This window comes from Pseudoalteromonas sp. S1610, from assembly GCF_005887465.1.
In the GTDB taxonomy this organism is placed as follows: Bacteria; Pseudomonadota; Gammaproteobacteria; order Enterobacterales; family Alteromonadaceae; genus Pseudoalteromonas; species Pseudoalteromonas undina.
The window spans coordinates 1-22,884 of record NZ_PNDI01000012.1; the positions used below are offsets into that span (position 1 = coordinate 1).

Sequence of the window (22,884 nt, forward strand, 5' to 3'; positions counted from 1 at the left end):
AAGTGGTGGAGGGAGCTGGATTCGAACCAGCGAAGGCTGAGCCGTCAGATTTACAGTCTGATCCCTTTGGCCGCTCGGGAACCCCTCCACACTAATTTTTATTGCATTTGGCCCCACTTAACTTAGCCTAAGAAAAGTGGTGGAGGGAGCTGGATTCGAACCAGCGAAGGCTGAGCCGTCAGATTTACAGTCTGATCCCTTTGGCCGCTCGGGAACCCCTCCAATGCAACGCGGCAGATAATAGCAAACTTCTTATTTAAGTAAAGAAAAAAGCTAAAGAAAATTCAAATTTAGCCGATAAATACTTATTAATTAGTTAAATAGGCTAAAGTCTATGCAGATTGGTGGTTTGTTAATCACGGAGAGCCAGTTAAAAACGAGGCTTAATGAAAGTGTGCACGATAACCGCCGAGGCGAGTTTGCACTTTTATTAGCAATGCTCTCTCATGATGCGCTTGATTTTAGTGAGTTTCACTTACCTAAAAGTGATGCAAGTGGTTATCAAGCCGATGAAGAGACCTTGAGAAAGCAATTTGGTGCGGGTCCAAAGCAGCCATTAGCGCCAGATACCTTTAATATGTTAATTGGCAAAAATAACACGGAACTTTTAGCAAAAATGGGAAGCGCTATAGGGATGAGTGATATTAAGTTAACTCAGTGCTTAAAGCCTGAACCGTTAAATATTCGAGATGATAAAAATCATATTCCGCTTAACGTGATTGATAATTGTGAACTGGCGGTTCGTCGGCGAATTAAAAACAGTGATATGCCGCTCTCAAATATGCAAATGGATGCCGCAGCATTTTATGATGATTTACAAAATGAAGCCCTCCACCAGCCATTACATTTGTTTAGTGCCTAATTAAATTACATTAAATGCAGTTTTTTAAACGCCATTAGATTGTAATAAACTGTGTTTATATTAGTGGTTTTGTAGGTGCTTTATTTTAATAACCGATTTAATATAAAAAAAGCATCCAAAATTTAAATGCAATTGCTATAATGGCGCAAATGGTATGACATTAAATGCCATTATCATTAAACCAAGGTAATTAGGAACGTAATGAAGAAAACATTCACGCTGAATCATGAGAAAATCAAATACCCTCGTATGGTTGATGCTGCAAAGCATGAAGTGAAAAAATATTTGAAAAGAGAACGTAATAAAACTTTACCTGTTGATGCCGACTACTGGGCATTTGATTGTAAGTTTGGTAACACGGCTGAAGAGGCCCAAGTGGTTCACGTTGCTGAAATTAACAATCACATCAGTGAAATTGAAAAGCAAGGTTTAACCTCTTTCTACTTAGAGATTTTAGCAAGACCTGCACAGCGTCAAGACTTCGATGAAGATGATGACGAATAAAGCGCTAAGTTGCGTTTAGTGTAGTTTTTGAAAATGGGCCAAGTGGCCCATTTTTTGTGGTTGTTACTTATACACTATGACACTTTTTATACTTTTTATTACTGCCGCAAGGACAAGTATCATTGCGTTTCACTTTGATATCAGCAACCGGTGTGATCTCACCATCAAGGTATCGCCACTGTTCATCTTCTTTAATAAATCTTGAATGCTCAGCCAGCTCGCAATACAAGTCTTGATAAAAGTAATGGGCTTTAAACTTTACAAACCCTGTTTCATCATTATAACCAGAATCTAATACGGTTAAGTTTATAAAGCGGCAACTAGTTGCAAAGTCCTTAATTTCTGATAGTGAGTTTTCAGCTTGCTTTTCTTTTGCGTAACTTTCACGAACAAAAGCCGCGTTTTTAACCGCATATGCACTGTAGCGAGCACGCATAAGTTGCTCAGGTGTTTGTGGCTGTTTGGTTTTTAAATGAAAAGGTTCACAGCAATCAGCATAAAGTTGCTGACTGCCACAAAAACATAGTAGTGCGTTAGAGGTCATAATAAATGTACTGTGTATTAAAACGCTAGTTTACCAAGCTTATTGCGTTAGTGAAATCTCAGCTTGAGCGCTTTTTTTGCTAAAGCAATACAGCTTAGTGCGTGTATGGCTCAGGTTTAATGATAACTGTGATAGTTGCTGATTATTTATTATGTCGGTCCAGGTGATCACCGCTGCAAAATTTCCATTGTGAAGTGCAGAACTTAAAACATACTCTATATTAACTAAATGTTTTTGGCGTATAACTAATAATTTACTGGTATCAATTGAACATGAATCAAGTAACGCTTTACTAGGTACATGGTCTGGCGCAATTAAAAGTGTCCATGCATTTAAGCTATTGTATTGGTGTAATACTTTTAATAATTCAAACGTCGCTGAAATCTCATCTTCAATTTGTACAACGTTAACACAATCAGATTGGTCATCTTGTTGGTAGCTCTTAACTGTTCTTACGGTAATAGGCTGTAACATAATCGTCTCACTCACTGGGTTTTTATACAGTACATGTATACAGTAGTTTATACAGTTGTTTGGTGCAAGTGTTTTTTGCTATTTTTTTGTACAGTTATTCAGCTGAGCACGATAATGAAACTATTTAAAAATAAATAGTTCATATATAACAATAGATTATAATTTTTTAGGATGAATACTTTTGACGGTAGCTTTTTAATCTATAACTAAATAAATCTTGAAATGCATGAGGTATACAGTAGTTTAAAAATTAAGCGTTGTTGCATTTAACTTATAAAACGCTTAATCAATTTACAGATAGAATGAGTTACTAGGTAGTAAAACTATTTTTCGTGACTTATAGGGATCAAATGTGAAAATTGTAACTGATGAATTTGTTCATATAAGCTGGCGGCATAACACTGGGCGTCTTTAAGTCGTTTGGTACTAATGTGTTTGCGTATATCGCTCATTGCCTCTATTGCTGGCTCATATCCTTGGCTACTAGCTAAGCTGAGCCACGCAGCCCCATGAAATACACTTTGTGGCACACCTTGGCCTTTAATGAAAAATAGCCCTAAGTAAAACTGTGCACGATAGTTTCCTGCCATTGCTGCTAAACGCATCCATTTTGCGGCTAAGGCGCCTTGTTCATTTTTAAGGTAATAAAGAGCTTTATTTAATGTGTCTTGATCGGTGTTTTTAGAGCTCGCAGGGGGATTTGCATCGCTTGGTTGCGTTACAAAAGAAAGAATGTTGTCTAATTGTTGCTCTAAGTCTTGGCCACTTGGTGTCGTTTTGATCATGCTACTTCGTTTGTTATTTTAATCACTTAGCTAGTTTAGTATATAGCAAGGTAAAATGTCCTGTAAAAAGTTATTTTTATGCTAAAATCTCGCCACTTTTTACAACCACAAGTTTATTATGCTCGAAGCCTTATTCAAAATCCGTGCAAATGATTCTTCGGTTCGCCGTGAATGTATTGCCGGTATGACTACATTTATTACGATGGTTTATATCGTATTCGTTAACCCAGCTATGCTTGCAGAAGCAGGCATGGACCAAGGTGCTGCCTTTGTTGCAACCTGTATTGCCGCTGCAATAGGGTGTTTTATTATGGGGTTGTGGGCCAATTATCCATTGGCATTGGCACCGGGTATGGGATTAAATGCATTTTTTACCTATGGCGTGGTGCTAGGTATGGGCTATAGCTGGCAAGCAGCGCTGGGCGCGGTGTTTATGTCAGGGTGTATATTTTTAATATTAAGCTTATTTAAGGTGCGAGAGTGGATTATTAATGCAATCCCCCTGGTGCTCAAACAAGCAATAGCAACCGGTATTGGTGCATTCTTGGCACTTATTGCGCTGAAAAGTGCAGGTATTATTGTATCAAGCCCAGCAACACTTGTGCAGCTAGGCGATATAACGTCACCGGGTCCGCTATTAGCTATTTTTAGTTTTTTTATTATTGCGGCATTACTTTATCGCGATTTTAAAAGCGGTGTATTAATTAGTATTTTACTCGTTACCGCGATTGCAGTGTCGATGGGGTTAGTTGAATATCATGGTGTTGTTGCAATGCCACCTTCAATAATGCCAACTTTTATGCAACTTGATTTTAGTGCTGCTTTTGAACTGTCTATGTTGAGTGTTATTTTTGCGTTTCTATTTGTTGATTTATTTGATACCTCAGGTACGTTGGTAGCGGTTACTCAAAAAGCGGGCCTAGCAGATAAAAACGGCAATATGCCGCGCTTAGGTCGCGCATTAAGCGCTGATAGCACTGCAACCATTGCCGGTGCAATGCTGGGAACTTCAACAACAACTTCTTATATAGAATCTGTAGCGGGAGTATCAGTGGGGGGCCGAACGGGCTTAACGGCTGTAGTTGTAGGTTGCTGCTTTTTATTAATGATGTTTTTTGCACCTTTGGCACAAATGGTACCCGCATACGCAACAGCAGGGGCAATCTTATATGTATCCGTTCTAATGCTACAAAACTTAAAGTTTGTAAACTGGGATGATATGACCGATGCAATTCCAGTGAGTGTTGTATTGTTAATGACTCCATTGACCTTTTCAATTGCACACGGTATTGCACTGGGTTTTATTTCTTATACAGCGGTTAAAGTACTGTGTGGTAAAAAAGATCAGGTAAGTATTAGTGTTTGGATTTTAACGGCACTGTTTATTATTAAGTTTGCATTTTTATCTTAATGCTTCTGTTAAATAGCTAGATTTAGTTTGGGTATGTAAATTTATATAGTGACTAAATTTCAGTAATAAAAAAGCCCATACAGTTGTATGGGCTTTTTATTAGGTAATGAATTACCATTTCTTTTTCGGTGCAAACAGTACGTCTAAATCATCTTGCTCTTGTTCGTTCTTTTTCTTCAATGATGTAGCGTTTGATGCCTTTAATTCAGTGCTTATTGTTTCTAGATAGCCTTCAACTTCAACTCGTTTTGCAGTAATGTAATCATCATTAAATGACACACTGTTTAGCGTCGTCGATGCTTTTTCAAAGTACTGCCTAGCAGAGCCTACCATACCGGCTGTTTGAGCTGCTAGACCACGTTTTATCTGGCTTTCAATGTTGATTCTTAGTTGTAGCTTCTCAAGGCGTTTGTCTTCTGCAATAAACGCTTGGCTGTCAACTTTCCCCTTGTTGTGCTCAGAACGGATAATAGTACGGAGCTTTTTTATACCCTGTATTAGTGATATCAGTTGCTTGTCATTACCTGGCAAAACAAAACCATCCGAGCCGTCTTGAATCGGATTTTGTAGTCGCTCTTTTGCTTCTTTTAAGCGGTTTTTTAGTCCGCTACCACCGCTTGAAATAGACACCATATTACTTAGCGCATCATGAATACGACGTTGTAATATTCGCTGAGTTGCTTCTGAAAGAGGGATATTAGCGCTATTCATTAACGCCTCTTCAGTTTCTTCAATGATAGCTTTTTGTTTTGTTAGCTCTTTACGTCGTTCAGCTTCTTGTTTTTCTTTATGTTGTTGAACAGCACTAACCCACAGTGCAATGACGATAAGCGCAACAATTAATACAATTATAATGGAAACGATCATGTTATAATTCTCAAATTCTTAACCTTATTATCTAATCTTACATTAAATATATAAAAGGTGGGAAACTTTGCGCCGATTAACTAAAAAAAACACCATGTATAAAGCGTTTAAATCTTAATGTGTTATGTTTTGTTTGCTGATAATCATTGCTATCTCAACTTTATTTATTGTGTTAACCTGAAATTTCAATAAATTAATTGTTACATTGTGTAACCTTAATCAGCCTTTATATAGTTACCTATTAATTAGGGTGCGCTTTTGTCTGTCAATGTGAATTATAACGAAACTACATAGCCATGAAATTACAACAACTTAGATATATCGTAGAAGTTCAAAATCATAAATTAAATGTTTCAGCTACCGCTGAGAGTTTATTTACCTCCCAGCCTGGTATTTCTAAGCAAGTACGTATGTTAGAAGATGAGCTCGGTGTACAAATTTTTGGCCGTAGTGGTAAACATTTAACTCACGTTACAGGTGCTGGCGAAGAAATCATTAACATATCGCGAGAAATACTCTCAAAAGTTGAGGGCATTAAAGCGGTTGCTAATGAACATACGCTGCCCGATCAAGGTAAACTTAATATTGCGACTACGCACACCCAAGCACGTTATGCGTTACCAAGCGTAATTCAAGGCTTTACCCAAAAATACCCAGCAGTGTCACTGCATATGCACCAAGGTACGCCGCAGCAAATATCGGATGCAGCTGCGCGCGGTGATGCAGATTTTGCGATTGCTACTGAAGCACTGCACTTATATTCAGATTTAGTTATGTTGCCTTGTTATCACTGGAATCGCAGTATTGTGGTTGCTAAAGATCACCCCCTTGCGAAAAAAGTCGATAACTTAACGGTGGCAGATATAGCGCAGTATCCTTTGATCACTTATGTATTTGGTTTTACTGGTCGCTCAGAACTTGATAAAGCATTTAACGCCTATGGGCTTGAGCCACATATTGTATTTACCGCCACCGATGCCGATGTTATTAAAACGTATGTGCGCCTGGGATTAGGTGTCGGTGTGGTTGCATCTATGGCAATTGATCAGGTAAACGACAACGACTTAGTGTGCATTGATGCTAGCCATTTATTTGAAGCAAGCACCACTAAGATTGGTTTTAGAAAAGGTAGCTTTTTACGTACCTACATGTATGACTTTATCGAACGTTTTGCACCGCATTTAACCAAAGAGCGAGTAGAGCGAGCAAGTTTGCTGCGTAATCAAGACGATGTTGATAAATTATTTGCTGATATCGAATTGCCAGTTAAATAACCGCCATAAACAGTAATGAAAAAGCCGCTTAGTTTTGCAACTAAGCGGCTTTTTTTATGCTTTCTAATTAGCACTCGATAATGTTAACAGCTAATCCACCGCGAGCGGTTTCTTTGTATTTTGTTTTCATATCGTTACCGGTATCGAGCATGGTTTTAATTACTTTATCAAGCGATACTTTTTGTTCGCCACTACCGCGAATAGCAAGACGAGAAGCATTAATTGCTTTAATAGCGCCCATTGCATTACGCTCAATACAAGGTACCTGCACTAAGCCGCCCACTGGGTCGCAGGTCAATCCTAAGTTATGTTCCATGCCAATTTCAGCGGCATTTTCTACGTGTACCACGTTACCACCAACAATTTCAGTCAGCGCACCAGCAGCCATTGAACAGGCAACACCAACTTCACCTTGGCAACCCACTTCAGCACCTGAGATAGAGGCATTTTTTTTGTATAAAATACCAATAGCGGCCGCGGTTAATAAATACCGAGTAGCAATGTCGCGATCAACTTCTTTGATAAAAGTATGATAGTACATTAATACGGCTGGTAGGATACCAGCTGCACCATTTGTTGGTGCAGTAACCACACGACCGCCTGCTGCATTTTCTTCATTCACTGCTAATGCGAATAAATCAACCCAATCCATAGCACGAAGTGGATCGTTACTCACTTCTACATTGAGCTTTAAATATAAGCTTGGTGCACGGCGTTTTACTTTCAAACCACCAGGTAAAATACCTTCGGTACGCATACCACGTTCAATACAGGCTTTCATTACTTGCCAAATATTAAATAATTCATCTTTTATGGCTTCTTCACTGCGTAAGGTTTTTTCGTTTTTCATCATTAACGTTGATACGCTGTAACCCGACTCTTTACACATTTCGAGTAATTCTTTAGCCGTTCCAAACGGGAACGGGGCAGGGTTTTCTTCGCGAATATCTAAGGCCGCTTGTTTTTCTTTTTCAAACTCTTCATCCGTAACAATAAATCCGCCACCAATAGAGTAGTAAACTTTGCTATATACTTTTTCGCCATTGTTATAGGCAATAATTTCCATTGCGTTGGAATGTTTAGGGAGTGTCTTTCTGCGATGAAAAACAATAGCGCCTTGTTTAGGGAATTTAGCTTTATGAGTTTGGTTTAGATAAATAACCTGCTCATTTTCTATTTTTGCTAAAATATCGTCCACTAAATCGGCATCAATGGTTTCAGGATCATACCCTGCTAAGCCAAGTATCACTGCTTTACCAGAGCCGTGGCCAACACCTGTTTGGCCAAGCGAGCCGTAAAGCTCTACTTTTACATCGGTCACATTTGCTAATAGTTGTTGTTCGTTTAGGTCATTAACAAATAAGCGTGATGCACGCATTGGGCCAACGGTATGTGACGATGAAGGGCCAATACCAATGCTAAACATATCAAATGCACTGATCATAATGTGTGTCTCTACTTAGTTTTCTCAGCATTAAGCTGTTCTTTGAACGGTCGACTATAATAACGTGGAAACGCAGGTGTGTAACCCTTATTAGTAAAGATTTAAACTGGTATGGCGAGTTGTTTTGTAAAGTTTTTAATAATGCTGGCTGTGGCTCCCCACAAAAGCCCATGTGGGGTGATAAAGCCATTTAAGGTAATGATTTTTCCACCTCGTTCAAATGGCAAAGGTTGCCAGTTAGCCGCGTTATTCAGCGCTTTTATAGAGAGTAAAAAGCTAGCTTGCACTTCGTTGTGGTCGTTTTCCCACACTGTTTCTTTTTTAATTAAGCCTACAAAGGGGCGTATAGTAAATCCGGTCAGGGTTGAATATTCAGGTAACTGACCTAACACATGGACATTTTGCGGGGCAATATTAAGCTCTTCATGTAATTCACGCAGTGCGGTGGTGCGAAGGTTAACATCATTAATTTCAAATTTACCGCCCGGTAAACAAATCTCCCCAGGGTGGTGATGAAGGTAGGTTGGTCGCTTACACAATAAAATATGTGCTTCGTTATCTATATCAATCAATGGCAGCATTACTGCGCTTGCGCGCTTTTTTTTATTATCTTTGAGCTGATCCACGGCTAAACTGCGGTTTAATTGAAAACGAGCCGAAATGGTTTCACTATTCAAAGCGACCTTCATTTAATATAGGAAGTATTTTATTTACTTTATCGTAAGTTTCTTGATATTCCAATTCGACTTTTGAATCAGCAACAATGCCACCGCCAGCCCAACAATGTATTTGCTGATGATGAGTAACTAAAGTTCGAATGGTAATACTGGTATCCATATTACCGCAGGCGCTAATATAGCCAATAGAGCCACAATAAATACTGCGTCTGTGTGGCTCCAGCTCTTCTATTATTTCCATTGCGCGCACTTTTGGTGCCCCGGTAATAGACCCTCCAGGGAATGCAGCTTCAAGTTGATCGACTGCTGTTTTTCCTTCATCAAGGATGGATGTAACTGTACTTACCAAATGGTGTACTGCCGGAAAGCTTTCAATAGCAAATAAAGAAGGTACAACAACAGAGCCCGGTTTTGCGACTTTACCTAAATCATTTCGTAGCAGGTCTACTATCATAACATTTTCAGCGCGGTCTTTACTGGAGTTTGCCAGTAATGTGGCTTGTTTGGCATCTTCTAAAGCATCGGCTTTACGTGGTAGCGTGCCTTTAATAGGTTTTGTTTCTACCTTGTTGTCGTGCACTGCAATAAAACGCTCGGGTGATATTGATAAAATAGCGCCTTGCGGATGATTTATAAAACTAGAAAAAGGCGCTTTATTGGCCTGCGTTAATTTAACATAGGCCGCCCAAGGAGACCCTTGGTAATGTGCGCTAAAACGCTGCGCTAGGTTAATTTGATAACAATCACCACTTTTTAAGTATTCTTCAATCGCGGCAAATTTTTCGCTATAACTTGTCTGACTCATATTTGACTGCCACTGTGATGTAAGCGAAAAGCTTTCATGTTTAGGTGGTTGCATTAAATATTGCTGATACAGCGAGAGACGATTTACATTGGGCTGTGAAACATAAAACCAAGTATCCAGTTGTTTATCGTAAATGAGTGCATCAAGATAAAGTCCAACGGCCATTTGCGGTAAATCAATGTCGTTAAGAGCATTGCTTGGTAGTTGCTCTATAGTACGCCCTAAGTCATAACCAAAATAACCAAGCCAGCCACCGTTAAAGGGTAAATTGTGGGCGGCTTTTGTTGTATCGAGCTTAGCTAATTCAACGTTCATTATTTCAAAGCAGCTTTTAGCACTCACTTGGTTATTAAAAACGGTTTGATTATTTTTAACTTCCAGAGTGCTTTGAGGCTCAATAGCAATTATGTCAAAACGACTGTTAATGTGATCGCTATCACCTGAATCTAGCAAAATGGCGTAGGGCAAATGAGCAAAATGCGAAAATACCTCTATACAATTTTGTGATATGGCTAATTCAACACAATTTTTTTTATTGTTTAGCATTTACTATCCCTTTAAGAACTGGCTCGAAACGGGCTGGGAGGGTATCATAAGTCAAATTTATTTGGCAGCGTTTAGTGAGCGCTGTGGTTGAAAACAGTTCGAACCACCGTCACGGGTTTGATATCGCTTACGTGCAGCGTGCGTAACAACAACTTAAGGAACCACTATGAGTACAATTCGTCAGCAAGACTTTATTGATAGCATTGAAGATGCTCTGCAATATATCTCGTTTTACCACCCTCTTGATTTTGTTCAAGCGCTAGAAAAAGCGTATAACAAAGAGCAAAGCAAAGCCGCTAAAGATGCGATTGCACAAATCTTAATTAACTCGCGTATGTCGGCAGAAGGTAAGCGTCCGCTGTGCCAGGATACTGGGATCATCACCTGTTTCGTAAAAGTAGGTATGGATGTTAATTGGGATAAAACCGACTTAACAGTACAACAAATGGTTGATGAGGGGACGCGTCGTGCGTACTTAAATCCAGATAACCCATTGCGTGCATCGATTGTTGCCGACCCTGCGGGAACACGTAAAAATACTAAAGATAATACGCCATCAGTGGTACACATTGACTTAGTTGCAGGCGATAAAGTTGAAGTGATGGTGGCTGCTAAGGGTGGTGGCTCAGAAAACAAAAGTAAAATGGTGATGTTAAACCCATCTGACGATGTGGCCGAGTGGGTAGAAAAAACGTTACCAACAATGGGGGCGGGTTGGTGTCCACCAGGTATGCTAGGCATAGGTATTGGTGGCACTGCAGAAAAAGCAGCGGTAATGGCGAAAGAATCATTAATGGATCCGGTTGATATTCATGAACTCATTGAGCGCGGCGCAGAAACAACAGAAGAAAAGCTGCGTTTAGAAATTTTTGAACGTGCGAATAAATTAGGTATTGGTGCGCAAGGTCTTGGCGGTTTAACCACGGTTGTTGATATTAAAATTAAAACGGCGCCAACTCACGCGGCTTCAAAGCCAGTGGTTATGATCCCAAATTGTGCTGCTACGCGCCACGTTCACTTTACGCTTGATGGTTCAGGCCCTGCGAATTTAAAAGCACCTAAATTAGAAGACTGGCCAGAAGTGACTTTCGAAGTCGGTGAGGGCACACGCCGTGTTAATTTAGATACCCTGACTAAAGAAGACACTAAAGAATGGAAAATGGGTGAAACCGTTTTACTCTCAGGTACTATTTTAACGGGTCGAGATGCTGCTCATAAGCGTCTGCAAGATATGATCAACTCAGGGGAAGGTTTACCTGAAGGTGTTGATTTTGATAACAAGTTTATTTACTACGTTGGTCCTGTGGATGCAGTAGGCGATGAAGCAGTAGGTCCTGCAGGCCCGACAACGGCTACTCGTATGGACAAATTTACTGACATGATGTTAGAAAAAACAGGCATCGTGGGAATGATTGGTAAAGCTGAACGTGGCCCTGCAACGGTTGAGTCTATTAAAAAGCATCAGTCAGTGTATTTAATGGCTGTAGGCGGTGCGGCTTATCTAGTATCTAAAGCAATTAAAAAAGCACGTGTTGTTGCCTTTGAAGATTTAGGTATGGAAGCTATCTACGAATTTGAAGTAGAAGATATGCCAGTAACGGTAGCCGTTGACAGCGAAGGTGAAAATGCTCACACCCAAGGTCCTGCAATTTGGAAAGCAAAAATTGAAGAACTAGACAGTAAAATGAAGTAAGTTTTCTGTATAAACAGCAATCATAAAAGCGAGCACCCCGTGCTCGTTTTTTTAATTTTAAAATTTGCAGATACTTAAACACCTCAGACCAGTTCATGCTGCGCAGACAGATATTATATAACCCATTGTATTTTATCATGTAGTGTTCTTTTTCAAGATGTACTATTAAGTTTACATATAAATTCAAAGTGACGTTCACGTAAGCGTAAACTTTAATCGCGATGACGTTTTTAGCTTTTATACTTAATAATATAATTATTATTGAATTTTTTATGCTTATTTATCGCGATAAACCGTTTTATTTTTCTATTGAGTGCGGTTTATTTGGTTTATCTACTCATAGTGTGGCGAACCATCAACTGAAGTGATAAAGTCTCGTCAATTTGTAGCGTGCTTGCCCAAAAGGGCCCATTATTTTCGGAGTATTTAAAGTGGTTGTATTTAATCAAGTTGAATTTGATAACCATGAACAAGTGGTTTTTTGTTCAGACAAAGCGTCTGGTTTAAAAGCCATTATTGCGGTACATAACACAAACTTAGGTCCAGCTGTAGGCGGTTGTAGAATGTGGGATTATGCCAACGATGAGGATGCAGTTTACGATGTATTGCGCTTATCAAAAGGGATGACCTATAAAAATGCTGTGGCACGCTTGCCATTTGGTGGTGGTAAGTCAGTTATTATTGGCAATGCAAAAGAGATCAAGTCTGAACAGTTGTTTCGTGCATTTGGTCGTCAATTAGAGCGTTTAAATGGCAGCTACTACTCAGCAGAAGACGTAAATATCACGTGTGATGATGTGGCGTTAATGAACAAAGAAACAAATTACGTGCTAGGCCTTGAAGGCAAAAGTGGTAACCCATCGCCATTTACAGCTTACGGCACGTTTTTAGGTATGAAAGCAGCGCTTCATCACCAGCGCGGCATTCAAGATTTTTCAGGCATTAAAGTGGCTGTGCAAGGTTTAGGTGCGGTGGCTTATGGATTATGTAAGCACTTGGCTGAAGCTGGTGCAGAATTATTTGTTACCGATATTAACCAAGCAGCGGTAGAGCGTGTAGTCAACGATTTTGGTGCAACAGCGGTTGGTATTGATGAAATATACGACTTAGATGTTGATGTGTATGCGCCTTGTGCGTTAGGTGCCACTATTAATGACACAACGATCCCTCGTTTAAAAGCAACTATAATAGCAGGATGTGCAAATAATCAGCTTGCAGAATCACGCCATGGTGAAATTATACGTGAAAAAGGTATTTTATACGCACCAGATTATGTAATAAATGCAGGCGGTATTATTAACGTGTATTACGAAACAGCGCCTGAAGGTTACAGTAAAGAGGCGTCTAATAAACACGTAGAGAAAATTTTCGATACATTAAGCGAAATCTTTACCCGTAGTGAAAAAGAACAAAAATCAACGCATTTAATTGCTGATGAGCTTGCTCAAGAAATTATTGAAAACGGACTTTAAGTTTTTATTTAGTTCAACTAAGGAGCGAATATCGCTCCTTTTTTTATGCCTATATAAGACTTTGGTATAACTACACCCAAAGCATCATTTTAGTTAATGCGAATATAGGCAAAGCGAGGTAAAATTTTACTTTTGCTCTGTGTATAATTTATGTCCTCTGCCGATTTATCTCTTCGGGCTATTGATTTTGATCAGTGGCCGCGCAAACAACATTTTGAATTGTTTCAAAACTTCACTCAGCCTTATTTTAATGTGTGTGTAAGACTCAATGCTAAAAAGCTATATACCGTGTGTAAGCAAACTAATCGTGCTTTTTTTCATGGTTATGTTTATTGCTTATTAAAAGCATGTCATGAGTATGAGCCGATGATGCTGCGTATTGTTAATCAAAAACCTTATTATTTAAACACCATGCGCGCGAGTGTTGTTGAGCTTGCCGATGATGACTCGTTTCGCTTTAGTTATTTTAAACAGCAAAACTCGTTAAATGAGTTTGCTAATAAAGCAAAAGCGATTAGTCATGAAGCAAGGTTAAACCCGCTGTTTTCTGATGCCTTTGCAGCAACTGAAGGACAAGCTGATTTAATTCACGTTTCTGTTTTACCTTGGTTAAACTTTAGCAGCTTTTCGCATGCGTTTACCCAGGGCCAAAGCTGTGGCATCCCTAAATTTGTGTTTGGTCAATACAACCCCGATACAGGCGAAATGCCACTATCAATTGATGTCCATCATGCGTTATTAGATGGACTACATGTGGCTAAGTTCATCCAACGATTGCAACATACATTTGATAGTTTGAGTGATAATACTTAATGAAAAAGTTGTAAATCTTATGTTATTATTTGTTGGTGATGTTTTCTAATTAAATTTTCACCTTGAATTTACTCAAATATAAAAACTAATAATTATAAAGGCAGTGTCTGATGAATCGCTTGGTGATTTTATGTTTCTTGTTGGTGATTTTTACTGTTAATGCTCAGCAACAGACTCGGCTGCCGTTGCGCGATTATTTTTTTGAAACGTGGAATACCCGTTCGGGCCTTCCTCACAATAGCATTAATAGCCTTGCACAAACACAAGATGGCTATTTATGGGTAGGTACTTGGGAAGGGCTTGCCCGCTTTAACGGTCAAGAATTTAAACTATTTACCCGCTCAGAAATTACCGATTTGCCTGACTCAGGCGTACGTGCGCTTACCCCCACCTCCGATGGCGGCTTACTCATAGCCGGAGCGCGCGGCGGTATTAGTTTATATCAGCACCGACAATGGGACACTCAACCTAATGCCCAAGCAATGGTTAATCACGTATTTAAGAGTAAAAACGAGGATTTGTGGTTGGCACTTGAAAATGATGGTGTGTTTTATCGACCTGCCAAAAGCACTCAAGATATCCCAATAATACAAAACGTCAGTGCTTATAGAATAATTGAAGATAAGCAGGGCACTATATGGGCTGCAACCAGTGATGGGCTGTATAAAATAGTTAACTACACAGCTACATTGATGACTCCACATCATGGTTTGCCAGATGCACCTGTATATACTCTATTGATTACCCGTAAAGGACGCCTTGTTATTGGTAGTGAAAGAGGTGCGCGAGTATTAAATGGCAATGTGTTCGAGTCACCCCATCCACAGCTTAGTGCTGAGTCGATTTCTAGTTTATTAGAAGATAACCATGGTGATTTATGGTTTGGCACTATTAATAAAGGGGTATTTAGGCTTAGTGTTGATGGCATAGAACAATTAGATGCTAAAAATGGCTTACCTGCAAACCGCATATTGTCATTATTGCAAGACAGAGAAAACAGTATTTGGGTAGGTACCAACGCGGGTGTATTTAGATTAAGAGAAGCCCCGTTTTCATCGTGGGGAAAAAAGCGAGGCTTATCTAGCGACTACGTACGCACGGTACTTTCACATTCTGATGGCAGTTTATGGATAGGCGGGAGTACAGGCTTAGATCGGCTGCAAAATAATAAAATTACCCAAATTAAAGGGACTAAACAAGGCTCTCCTTATTCAGTATTGAGCTTACTTGAACAAAGCCAAGGTGATGTTTGGGTCGGTACTTATACTTCAGGTGTGTTAAAGGTGGTGAATAACGAGCTTGTACCTTACTTAAATCGTGATACTGGCCTTGGCAGTAATGAAGTACGCTCGTTACTTTTTGATTCAAAAAATCGTTTATGGATAGGCTCAGCCATGGGGTTAACGCGAGTTAATACCGACGGCAGTTTAGTGCAATTTACTAATGAGAAAGAGTTACCGAGTGGCTTTATTCTAGCTTTGAGTGAGGATAAGAGGGCTAATATTTGGATAGGCACTGGCAATGGCGTAGTAGTTTACAATACCCAAACGGATAAATTTAAACCAATTCAGTTCCCTAAAGCGTTTTCGGCTAAATATGCGTTTGGCTTTTATATTGACGATAAATATACCTGGATGGCGACCGATAGAGGTTTATTGCGTTATCAACATTCAAATGGCCATATGACTATTTTAGGGAGGGAGTTAGGATTACCGGTTGATAAGCTTTTTCAAATTGTGCCCTTTAAAGATTCACTTTGGCTATCAAGTAACCGTGGCATTATTGAAGTTAATTATAAGCAAGTTAATAAGCTACTAGATTCAGCTACAAAAGGTAGTCAGACGCTAGCTTTTCAATTATACGATGAGGGCGATGGCATGCTCAGTGCGCAAGCCAATGGAGGGTCAACGCCTTCGGCTACAGCGCATTCAGATGGTACTATTTGGTTTGCCACCGCAAAAGGGGTGAGTACGGTTAAACCCGCGCGATTAAAAGAAGCCACCGAGATACCGTTACCAACTATTGTAGAAAGTTTTTCTGTAGATGGTAAACCCATGTTATTGCCTGTTGATGGTGACACACTTGTTTTGCCACCTGGAGTTACACGGCTGTCGTTCCATTATGCGGGTTTAAGTTTTATTATGCCGCAGCGATTAAACTTTCAAACAAAAATGAAAGGCTTTAATGATGAATGGGTGGATCGTTTTCATATTGCAACAGCTGAATATACTAATTTACCCGCGGGGAAATATTCATTTGCAGTGCGTTCTGCCTATCCTAATACCGATTGGCAGCAAAATGACAAAGTGATTCATTTTGAAATTCAATCGCATTTTTGGCAAAAAACCAGCTTTAAGCTAGTGGTGTTTTTTATTTTTGTGGTTGTCATATATAGTGCATATCGTTATCGCTTGTATCGCTATAAGCAGGTAGAAAAAGAGCTAACTAGCCGAGTGGTGAAGCAAACCCAAGCACTGCAAGAGCAAGCAAGTGCCTTTGCTTATCAAGCTACCCATGATCAGCTCACCGACTTACCGAATCGCCGGGCATTTGATGGTTGGCTGGCCGACAACTTTACAGATTTTAAAGCGCGTAATACTCCGCTTGCGATTGCCATTATGGATATTGACCACTTTAAACGCATTAATGATGGTTGGTCTCATTTGATTGGCGATCAGGTTATATGTGAAGTCGCCAATATCCTTAAAGCGCATTGTGAAGGCGAGCAAGAAGTGGCTCGTTGGGGCGGTGAAGAATTCACATTTGTATTTCCTGACATGAATACTGTGCAAGCACAGCAATTATGTGAACAATTACGCAAAGAAATTGAAAATAATGATTTTTCGTCTATTGCCCAGGGGCTTAGTGTAACCGTGAGCTTTGGTGTTTCTGACTCAGATAATGTCGATGATTACGATCGGTTATTATCTCGTGCTGATCAAGCTTTATACAAGGCAAAAAACAATGGCCGAAATAGGGTTGAGTGCATAACTTCCTAAAAAGAGCTGCTTTAATGCGTTAAATCGTTTTTTCCGACAGCTTTTATCATATAGATAATTTCAACTTCTTTATTATTTGTGTAGGTTAAGTGAATTCATTAAGTAATTATATGTAAGCATAAGTAATATTAATTAACTTTATTTTAATTTGGGTGCTATACCTTGTGTACCCATTAGGGGTTTTTTTGCTTTTTACTTAAGGAATATAAGATGAAAAACAAGATAATTAATATTACATTCGCAAGTCTTCTAGGGGCCTCACCCGTGGTATTAGCAGAAGGCGATAAGCATGATGACTTTTTGTTTACTAAACAGTCTTTAGCATCACTCAAGCTTAACTCTTTACTGACTATTGATGATACGCAATTTGTGTTTAATGACTCATTATTAAACGAAGATTGGGATAACTTTTTTTCTTTGCATGCGTCAGCAATTGAAGATAAAAAAGAGCTCATTTTACACTGGGCAGGTTATACCAGTATTAATCCAAAAGTAATTTTAGCGCTGATAGAGCAACAAAGTGGCTTACTTTCAAACCCAAATGCTGATATTGAGAACCCTTTAGCTGGTATAACAGACAAGCGTGGTTTTGATGCGCAAGTAAAAGACGTAGTGATGAAATTAAGTCAACGCTTTTATGCATATAAGCAGTGGCAAGAGTCACAAGATAAGTTAAAAAAACGCAATCAGGCAACCCAAACTACGAGTAGCACAGCTGCAACTGCGGCTCTAGTAAGTCTGTTTGCAGATAGCGATAGACTGGCATCAAACTCTAAAAATAATCAACAGACTTTGACTGAGTTTTTAGCTACGTTTGACCGTGTATTTCCTAGTAACACTAGTCAATTGCAACGTTCATTGAATAGTGTAGATCAAAATAATGAAAAACAACTTTTAGCCGCTAGTTTTGAAATGAATTTACCGTGGCCGTCTGGCTATTGGTACAGTGGTGGCGCTCACTCAAATACAGGTTCTGGCTACCCATACTCATCACTTGATTTTAACAATGGCTCTGGTGGCTGGGGCGCTAATACTCCTTTTGTTCAAGCTGCGCATGGCGGAACGGTAACTCGCTTTTCTTCCTGCAATATTCGAGTAACACACGCCAGTGGCTATTCAACCAACTACTACCACATGTCAAACCTTCAATATAGCAGTGGTGATTATGTTCAACCTGGTGCATGGTTAGGTCGCTATGCAAATAATTATAATCAAGCATTGTGTGAGGGCGGCCAATCATCAGGTCCTCATGTCCACTTTACTTTATTGTATAATGGGCAACAGGTTTCTCTGCATAATAAATATATAAGTGAGCATCGCATTGATGTTGGCTCAAGTAATTATGACACCAACTGTAATCGTTTCTATTTTGAACGATATGGCTATCGTACATGTGCATGGCAGCCTTTGTATCGCTAGAATGATATAAATAAACAGTTCACTTGTTAAAGAAAAGGCCACGCTCTAACAGATGTGTGGCTTTTTATTTAGTGCTAAATAATTGAATTCTAGTTTTATGGACCAATTAATACTGTATAGATAATTATAGGGCTATTAAATGGTAAACGGATTATTGATTTTCTTACTTTTTGCGTTTGTCGTTATTTTTTGGCGTTGGCCTGATATTCAAAATACTCTGTGGCGCCGTAAATACAGTCATTTATCATTAAGCCCACAACAGCATGCGCTGTTGCTGCGGGCTATGCCAATTTATAACAAAATGACTGATGCAGATCGAGCCAAGTTGGCTCGTCATATTGTGTGGTTTTTAAATGAAAAGCGCTTTGTTGGCTGTGATGGGTTGCAACTAACTGAAGCAATGAAACTCATTATTGCCGCCGATGCTTGCCTGCTGGTACTAAATAAACCTTGGCCTTTGTATAAAAACGTGAAGGAAATTTTACTCTATCCCAGCGTCTATTATGCGCCTCAATCAAGTCGCGATAACGCAGGACTTGTTAGTTTTCATAATACCGTAAGGCAAGGTGAGTCATGGCCAGGAGGCACACTGGTGCTGAGCTGGCATGATGTGCTTGAGGGTAACCGCTTACCCAGTGACGGGCATAATTTAGTGTTTCATGAGTTTGCGCATCAACTTGATCAAGAGACCGGTAAAACCACCGGCACGCCATTACTTACATCACAGACTCACTATCAACAATGGGGCAAGGTATTTAGCCGAGCGTTTTCGCAGTTAAAAACACACGTTGCTTATAACATGCCGCATGTTATTCATAGCTACGGAGCCACAAATGAGGCAGAATTTTTTGCGGTGATCACCGAAACGTTCTTAGAAAAACCCGCAGATTTACGCCGCGATGACCCTGAAATTTACCGTTTGCTGGTAGATTTTTATCAATTTGATCCTATTGTTTGGCATTAATTTTATGCACTTCATCCTATTACGCTGGTAACTTGCTAGCGTTTTTGTTGCAATCATGTAATAGAGCAACACACAGCAACAATAATAAGTGAGATAAGCATGAAGAAAATGCTGCAAACAGCGCTTGCGTTATCAGTTTCATTGGCATTGGGTCAAGTACACGCAGAGCAAACAGATGAAAAAAAATGGCAAGTTGATTCACCAAAAGGGCAATTTGTAGATGCTTCTATTAGTGTAGAGCAAGGCACATGGATGAATGTAGATATAAGCCCTGATGGAGAAACCTTAGTATTTGACTTACTGGGCGATATTTACACTATGCCAATGAGTGGTGGTAAAGCCACTCAAATAACCTCAGATATCGCATGGCAAATGCAGCCGCGTTTTAGCCCAGATGGTAAACATATCGCATTTACCTCAGATCAGGGGGGCGGTGATAATATTTGGGTTATGGACGTTAATGGCGAGAATCAAACTGCAGTAACGGACGAAACGTTTCGTTTACTTAATAGCCCGGCATGGAGCCCTGATGGCGATTATTTAGTTGCACGTAAGCACTTTACCGCCAGTCGTTCTTTGGGCGCGGGTGAAGTTTGGCTTTATCACAAAGCGGGTGGTAAAGGGGTACAACTGACTAAACGTGAAAACGATCAAAAAGATTTAGGTGAGCCGATGTTTTCACCTGATGGCCGTTATGTTTATTTTTCTCATGATGCCACCCCAGGTAAAACCTTTCATTACTCAAAAGATTCGGTTGCGGGTATTTATAAAATTAAGCGCTATGATCGTGAAACCGGTGAAATAGAAACGATTATTAGTGGTATGGGTGGGGCAATCAGACCAACTCCGTCACCTGATGGTAAAAAACTTGCCTATGTAAAGCGTGATGACTTTCAAACTAGCTTGTACTTATACGATTTAACCAGCGGTGAGCATACCAAGCTATATGACAAGCTAGAGCGCGATATGCAAGAAACATGGGCTATTCATGGGGTATACCCAACAATTGCGTGGACACCAGATAATGAAGAGTTAGTATTTTGGGCTGGTGGCACCATTCATAAACTCAATGTCGATGATAAATCTGTCAGCGATATTGCATTCAAAATAGACACCACGAAAAAAATTCAAAAAGCGGTGCGCTTTACTCAAAATATCGATACTGAAGAATTTGATGTAAAAATGCTGCGAAATGTACAAATTAGCCCAGATGGTGAAACGGCATTGTTTGAAGCACTGGGTCATATTTATAAACGCGATTTAGACTCAGGAAAAATCAAACGTTTAACCAAGCAAACCGATCATTATGAGTTATTTCCACAGTACTCGCGTGATGGTAAAAAAATTGTCTACACCACGTGGGACGATAACGAACAAGGCACAGTGCGCGTTGTCTCTGCACGAAGTGGTCGCGGCGATACGATTACCGATGAACCGGGTAAATATGTAGAGCCTACCTTTAGCCCTGATGGCAAAACTGTAGTTTATCGTAAAGCCAGTGGTGGCAGTATTTTAAATCCTAAATGGTCACTGCACCCTGGGGTTTACAGTGTCAGTGCTAAAGGCGGTAAGAGTGAACTAATTTCTAAAAGTGGTTATCAACCGCAGTTTGGTAGTGCCAATGACCGTGTTTATATTATGAGCCCATGGCCTAAACCAACGTTAAGTGTGGTTGAGCTTGAAAGTAAAAAAGTGCGCAAACTCTATGAATCAGAGCATGCCACTGAATTTAGGGTATCGCCTGATGGTGAGTACTTAGCATTTGCAGAGCGCTTTAAAGTGTTTGTAACACCGTTTGTTGAGCGTGGTAAGACCATTAATATTGGGCCTAAAGACAGCCAATTTCCAATTGAGCAATTATCTGTTCGTGCTGGTGAAAATATTAGCTGGAGTGCCAACAGCAATAAACTCTATTGGACACTTGGCCCTGAGCTATACCATGCCAGTTTAGAGGGAATGTTTGCTATTAATAAAGCCGATGACCAAGGGGTTAAAGTCAAAAGCGGGACTAACATTGGTTTTAGCAAAAAAATGGCTGAACCAGAAGGCATGATTGCCTTAACTGGCGCAAAAATTATTACCATGGACGGCGAAAAAGTCATTGAAAATGGCGTTATTGTTACCGATGGTAAACATATTAAAGCTATTGGCTCTGCTGCAGATATTAGCATTCCAAAAAATGCTGAGATTGTTGATGTAACAGGCAAAACAATTATGCCTGGTATGGTTGATGCGCATGCGCATGGCTCACAAGCAAGCGATGAAATTATCCCACAACAAAATTGGAAAAACTTTGCAGGCCTTGCGCTAGGTGTTACCACCATCCACGATCCATCAAACGACACCACTGAAATATTCACTGCCAGTGAAATGCAAAAAGCCGGTATGATTGTCGGCCCGCGTATTTTTTCTACTGGTACTATTTTATATGGCGCGAATATGCCTGGTTATACTTCGCATATTGATTCATTAGATGATGCTAAATTTCATTTAGAACGCTTGAAAAAAGTAGGGGCGTTTAGTGTTAAGTCTTATAACCAACCTCGCAGAGAGCAGCGTCAGCAAGTGATTGAGGCTGGTCGTGAACTTGAAATGATGGTCGTGCCAGAAGGGGGCTCATTATTACAACATAACTTGAGTATGGTGGTTGATGGGCATACAGGGATTGAGCATTCCATTCCGGTTGAACATATTTATGATGATATTAAGCAGTTGTGGTCACAAAGTGATGTAGGTTATACGCCTACATTGGTGGTTGCCTATGGCGGTATTTGGGGGGAAAACTACTGGTACGATAAAACTGATGTGTGGAATCATCCTCGATTGAGCAAGTTTGTGCCAAAAAATCAATTATTACCACGTTCAATGCGTCGTGTTAAAGCGCCCGATCATCACTATAACCACTTTAACAATGCACGTGTGGCAGCTGAACTACAAGATTTAGGTGTACTGGTTAATTTAGGTGCACATGGTCAGCGTGAAGGTTTAGGTGCGCACTGGGAAATGTGGATGTTTGCTCAAGGTGGTATGACGCCGCTTGAGGCTATTCGAGCATCAACGCTCGATCCTGCTAAATACCTAGGTTTAGATAAAAACGTAGGCTCATTAGAAGTCGGTAAACTGGCAGATTTAATGGTTATAGATGGCGACCCACTGAAAAACATCCGCGATTCAGACAAAATTGATTACACCATGATCAACGGCCGCTTGTTCGACGCAGCAACGATGAACGAAGTTGGTAAAAAACAACGTGCCCCATTATTTTTTGAATAAGGCAGGCGTTTTTTAGTTAATAAGCGGCTATTTAGCCGCTTTTTTTATATTGTGTTTA

The 22,884-nt window shown here is 39.9% G+C and carries 18 protein-coding genes and 2 tRNA genes; 11 read left to right on the forward strand and 9 right to left on the reverse strand.

Going from position 1 to position 22,884, the window contains the following annotated elements; all coding sequences use genetic code 11:
• Window positions 1-3: 3 nt before the first annotated feature.
• Window positions 4-88, reverse strand: a tRNA-Tyr gene (locus CWB77_RS07015).
• A 49-nt stretch (window positions 89-137) separates the two neighbouring features.
• A tRNA-Tyr gene (locus CWB77_RS07020) sits at window positions 138-222 on the reverse strand.
• A 112-nt stretch (window positions 223-334) separates the two neighbouring features.
• Here CWB77_RS07020 and CWB77_RS07025 point away from each other — a divergent pair.
• Both CWB77_RS07025 and CWB77_RS07030 read left to right on the forward strand, forming a co-directional pair.
• Window positions 335-862, forward strand: a complete 528-nt coding sequence (locus CWB77_RS07025; RefSeq protein WP_138622058.1) for a VC2046/SO_2500 family protein — start codon at window positions 335-337, stop codon at window positions 860-862.
• A gap of 201 nt (window positions 863-1,063) precedes the next feature.
• Complete coding sequence (locus CWB77_RS07030) at window positions 1,064-1,366, forward strand: DUF6172 family protein (RefSeq protein WP_010388513.1); 303 nt, start codon at window positions 1,064-1,066, stop codon at window positions 1,364-1,366.
• Window positions 1,367-1,433: 67 nt separating this feature from the next.
• On the opposite strand, the gene CWB77_RS07035 is transcribed toward CWB77_RS07030, so the two are convergent.
• The 3 genes from CWB77_RS07035 to CWB77_RS07045 form a co-directional block, all read right to left on the reverse strand.
• Window positions 1,434-1,910 carry a YchJ family protein gene (locus CWB77_RS07035; protein WP_109874479.1) on the reverse strand — a complete coding sequence of 159 codons (477 nt, stop codon included), beginning with the start codon at window positions 1,908-1,910 and terminating at the stop codon, window positions 1,434-1,436.
• Window positions 1,911-1,949: 39 nt separating this feature from the next.
• The gene (locus CWB77_RS07040; protein ID WP_010388516.1) at window positions 1,950-2,384 is read right to left on the reverse strand and encodes a SulA-like leucine-rich domain-containing protein; all 435 of its coding nucleotides are present in this window, start codon (window positions 2,382-2,384) and stop codon (window positions 1,950-1,952) included.
• 323 nt (window positions 2,385-2,707) lie between these two features.
• Complete coding sequence (locus CWB77_RS07045) at window positions 2,708-3,169, reverse strand: tetratricopeptide repeat protein (protein WP_010388519.1); 462 nt, start codon at window positions 3,167-3,169, stop codon at window positions 2,708-2,710.
• Between the two features lie 118 nt (window positions 3,170-3,287).
• Here CWB77_RS07045 and CWB77_RS07050 point away from each other — a divergent pair, with 118 nt between their 5' ends.
• The gene (locus tag CWB77_RS07050; RefSeq protein WP_054201141.1) at window positions 3,288-4,580 is read left to right on the forward strand and encodes an NCS2 family permease; all 1,293 of its coding nucleotides are present in this window, start codon (window positions 3,288-3,290) and stop codon (window positions 4,578-4,580) included.
• Between the two features lie 111 nt (window positions 4,581-4,691).
• Here CWB77_RS07050 and CWB77_RS07055 read toward each other — a convergent pair whose 3' ends face one another.
• Window positions 4,692-5,447 carry a hypothetical protein gene (locus CWB77_RS07055; RefSeq protein ID WP_075169051.1) on the reverse strand — a complete coding sequence of 252 codons (756 nt, stop codon included), beginning with the start codon at window positions 5,445-5,447 and terminating at the stop codon, window positions 4,692-4,694.
• A gap of 296 nt (window positions 5,448-5,743) precedes the next feature.
• Between CWB77_RS07055 and cysB the strand changes: the two genes are divergently transcribed.
• Window positions 5,744-6,721, forward strand: coding sequence for an HTH-type transcriptional regulator CysB (gene cysB, locus CWB77_RS07060; protein WP_010388526.1), 978 nt, complete (start codon window positions 5,744-5,746; stop codon window positions 6,719-6,721).
• A gap of 67 nt (window positions 6,722-6,788) precedes the next feature.
• Here the strand turns inward: cysB and CWB77_RS07065 are convergent, their stop codons facing one another.
• The 3 genes from CWB77_RS07065 to pabB form a co-directional block, all read right to left on the reverse strand.
• Window positions 6,789-8,165: an L-serine ammonia-lyase gene (locus tag CWB77_RS07065; RefSeq protein WP_138622060.1), complete on the reverse strand. Its 1,377-nt coding sequence runs from the start codon at window positions 8,163-8,165 to the stop codon at window positions 6,789-6,791.
• Window positions 8,166-8,266: 101 nt separating this feature from the next.
• On the reverse strand, window positions 8,267-8,842 hold the full coding sequence (locus CWB77_RS07070; protein WP_138622062.1) for an NUDIX hydrolase: 576 nt from the start codon (window positions 8,840-8,842) through the stop codon (window positions 8,267-8,269).
• On the reverse strand, window positions 8,835-10,193 hold the full coding sequence (gene pabB, locus CWB77_RS07075) for an aminodeoxychorismate synthase component I (protein WP_138622064.1): 1,359 nt from the start codon (window positions 10,191-10,193) through the stop codon (window positions 8,835-8,837). The genes CWB77_RS07070 and pabB overlap by 8 nt, the downstream gene beginning before the upstream one ends.
• Before the next feature lie 166 nt (window positions 10,194-10,359).
• Here pabB and CWB77_RS07080 point away from each other — a divergent pair, with 166 nt between their 5' ends.
• From CWB77_RS07080 to CWB77_RS07110, 7 genes are all read left to right on the forward strand, one after another.
• On the forward strand, window positions 10,360-11,886 hold the full coding sequence (locus tag CWB77_RS07080; RefSeq protein WP_010388533.1) for a fumarate hydratase: 1,527 nt from the start codon (window positions 10,360-10,362) through the stop codon (window positions 11,884-11,886).
• A 431-nt stretch (window positions 11,887-12,317) separates the two neighbouring features.
• A complete protein-coding gene (locus tag CWB77_RS07085; protein ID WP_010388535.1) occupies window positions 12,318-13,358 on the forward strand; it encodes a Leu/Phe/Val dehydrogenase in 1,041 nt (346 codons plus the stop codon).
• 150 nt (window positions 13,359-13,508) lie between these two features.
• A complete protein-coding gene (locus tag CWB77_RS07090; RefSeq protein WP_010388537.1) occupies window positions 13,509-14,171 on the forward strand; it encodes a CatA-like O-acetyltransferase in 663 nt (220 codons plus the stop codon).
• 110 nt (window positions 14,172-14,281) lie between these two features.
• Window positions 14,282-17,170, forward strand: coding sequence for a ligand-binding sensor domain-containing diguanylate cyclase (locus tag CWB77_RS07095; protein WP_138622066.1), 2,889 nt, complete (start codon window positions 14,282-14,284; stop codon window positions 17,168-17,170).
• Window positions 17,171-17,380: 210 nt separating this feature from the next.
• Window positions 17,381-18,589, forward strand: a complete 1,209-nt coding sequence (locus tag CWB77_RS07100; protein WP_054201132.1) for a M23 family metallopeptidase — start codon at window positions 17,381-17,383, stop codon at window positions 18,587-18,589.
• A gap of 139 nt (window positions 18,590-18,728) precedes the next feature.
• The gene (locus tag CWB77_RS07105) at window positions 18,729-19,553 is read left to right on the forward strand and encodes a M90 family metallopeptidase (protein WP_138622068.1); all 825 of its coding nucleotides are present in this window, start codon (window positions 18,729-18,731) and stop codon (window positions 19,551-19,553) included.
• Window positions 19,554-19,652: 99 nt separating this feature from the next.
• Complete coding sequence (locus CWB77_RS07110; RefSeq protein ID WP_138622070.1) at window positions 19,653-22,826, forward strand: amidohydrolase family protein; 3,174 nt, start codon at window positions 19,653-19,655, stop codon at window positions 22,824-22,826.
• Window positions 22,827-22,884 lie beyond the last annotated feature (58 nt).

Bases quoted from the DNA above. Each gene is read 5' to 3' on its own strand.
- CWB77_RS07065 (WP_138622060.1), bottom strand. From the start codon at position 8,165: ATGATCAGTGCATTTGATATGTTTAGCATTGGTATTGGCCCTTCATCG.
- CWB77_RS07035 (WP_109874479.1), bottom strand. From the start codon at position 1,910: ATGACCTCTAACGCACTACTATGTTTTTGTGGCAGTCAGCAACTTTAT.
- CWB77_RS07095 (WP_138622066.1), top strand. From the start codon at position 14,282: ATGAATCGCTTGGTGATTTTATGTTTCTTGTTGGTGATTTTTACTGTT.
- CWB77_RS07110 (WP_138622070.1), top strand. From the start codon at position 19,653: ATGAAGAAAATGCTGCAAACAGCGCTTGCGTTATCAGTTTCATTGGCA.
- pabB (WP_138622064.1), bottom strand. From the start codon at position 10,193: ATGCTAAACAATAAAAAAAATTGTGTTGAATTAGCCATATCACAAAAT.
- CWB77_RS07025 (WP_138622058.1), top strand. From the start codon at position 335: ATGCAGATTGGTGGTTTGTTAATCACGGAGAGCCAGTTAAAAACGAGG.
- CWB77_RS07055 (WP_075169051.1), bottom strand. From the start codon at position 5,447: ATGATCGTTTCCATTATAATTGTATTAATTGTTGCGCTTATCGTCATT.
- CWB77_RS07045 (WP_010388519.1), bottom strand. From the start codon at position 3,169: ATGATCAAAACGACACCAAGTGGCCAAGACTTAGAGCAACAATTAGAC.
- CWB77_RS07040 (WP_010388516.1), bottom strand. From the start codon at position 2,384: ATGTTACAGCCTATTACCGTAAGAACAGTTAAGAGCTACCAACAAGAT.
- cysB (WP_010388526.1), top strand. From the start codon at position 5,744: ATGAAATTACAACAACTTAGATATATCGTAGAAGTTCAAAATCATAAA.
- CWB77_RS07100 (WP_054201132.1), top strand. From the start codon at position 17,381: ATGAAAAACAAGATAATTAATATTACATTCGCAAGTCTTCTAGGGGCC.
- CWB77_RS07080 (WP_010388533.1), top strand. From the start codon at position 10,360: ATGAGTACAATTCGTCAGCAAGACTTTATTGATAGCATTGAAGATGCT.
- CWB77_RS07090 (WP_010388537.1), top strand. From the start codon at position 13,509: ATGTCCTCTGCCGATTTATCTCTTCGGGCTATTGATTTTGATCAGTGG.
- CWB77_RS07030 (WP_010388513.1), top strand. From the start codon at position 1,064: ATGAAGAAAACATTCACGCTGAATCATGAGAAAATCAAATACCCTCGT.
- CWB77_RS07050 (WP_054201141.1), top strand. From the start codon at position 3,288: ATGCTCGAAGCCTTATTCAAAATCCGTGCAAATGATTCTTCGGTTCGC.
- CWB77_RS07105 (WP_138622068.1), top strand. From the start codon at position 18,729: ATGGTAAACGGATTATTGATTTTCTTACTTTTTGCGTTTGTCGTTATT.